General features: G+C 62.5%; 1 protein-coding gene and 1 pseudogene. Both read right to left on the bottom strand.

The window, feature by feature from the left end:
- Nucleotides 1–193, bottom strand: a pseudogene (locus L981_RS32405) (hypothetical protein); the annotation flags it as partial.
- A gap of 56 nt (nt 194–249) precedes the next feature.
- On the bottom strand, nt 250–1,439 hold a 1,190-nt coding region (locus tag L981_RS32400; RefSeq protein ID WP_043626730.1), incomplete at its 5' end, for a peptidoglycan-binding protein.

The raw sequence follows: 1,439 nt of genomic DNA, 5'->3' as shown, positions 1-1,439 counted from the left end.
CGAACCCCTGGCCCTTGAGGAAGGTGTTGAATGCTTCCGCATCGCGCGCGGCATTGGGCAAGGTTCCAGCGAGCACGTAGTTGCTCATGCCGATGACGAGCGCCAGCCGCTTGCCGTTTCCTTCGGCAAAGGCATTGCCGCTTGCGAGCGGAACCGAAAGGGAGAGGAACAGCAGCATCACACGCCATTTCATGAGCGGCCCTCCGACTTGCGCTCCGTTCAACGGCGCGGTCGCGCCTGATCGTTCTTTCACTCGAATTCAAGAATGAGACCGGCCGTTCCATCGGTTGGCCCCATGTCGTCCCAGGTGTCGACGTAGACGGATTTCGTGTCGGCCCTGCCTGTGCGCTGGGAGAAGTACATGCCGATGTCGTCGCCCTTCTTGTCTTCGTTCGGCATGTCCGGATACCACTTCGTGTAGGTCATCGGCGCGCCGTTATCCCAGTGCCAACCGCCTTTCGGCTCTTTGCCCTGCGGGTCCTGTGTCAGGCCGATCCATGGCCCCATCTTGTAGCTGACGTTTCCTCTCGGGTCGTATCCGGTCTCAAAGAAGCTCGGGTCGGAATTGAAAAGCGATGCGACGAACGCGTTTTCTTCCGGAGATGAAATCGAGGCGAGGTGGGCGCCGCAACCGCCGGCAATTCCCCGCGCATAGACGGCCAGGATCGTACCCGTGTGAACGGCGACATAGAGGTGCCCTCCGAACACGCCGTAGACGGTCTCGAAGTGGCGCAGACAGGTCAGCGCCCGCAGGACGGTCTGATCGGTTTCCAGCCCCTCGAGGTTGGCGACGTCGTATCGCCGGGCTTTCGTCGCGCTGTAGATGCCTTCGGCACGGGCGTTGACCTTTATGCCGAGGGCGGCCGCCGTGTTCTCGGTGATGAAGCCGCTTGCCGGCTGCTGGTTGGTGCTTTGGAAGCGTTTGATCGCGTCCCTGGTCTGTCCGCCGAAGACGCCATCGGCCGTACCTGCTGCAAATCCCCGTGAGGCAAGCGCCAGCTGAATGTCTCGTCGTTGGTCCTTGCCCGGCAGGAGCTGCGCTTCGACGGCTTGCGGCATATGCGCCTCCTTGCGCATGGCCGCCGGTTCGATCTGGGCCAGCGCCTGCCGTCCGAGGTCGGCATATTCTCCGGTACGGTGCTTTTCGACGAAGAAGTGCCAGATGCGTGCCGTGCCGATCTTCAGCGCTTTCTTGAAGTCCTTCTCCGCTTCAAGTGCTTCCGGGTCGATGGCTGGCACTGTGAGTGCCGGCTGGACCGTCGCGGTCTGTGGCACGGTCGTCTGGACCGCAGGGGTCTGCACCACGGGGGTCGGCGACGTTGCGGTTTCCGGCCCGAAATAGAACTCCAGTGACAGGGACGACAGGATCTGCGGCTGTTGCTTGCCCTGCGTTTCCTTGCGCACGTCGCGCACGACCCGCTTGAAGGCGGTGCCGACCT

This window comes from Ensifer sp. ZNC0028 (genome assembly GCF_000799055.1).
Classification (GTDB): Bacteria; Pseudomonadota; Alphaproteobacteria; order Rhizobiales; family Rhizobiaceae; genus Ensifer.
This window is presented reverse-complemented; position numbering and strand designations above follow the sequence as displayed.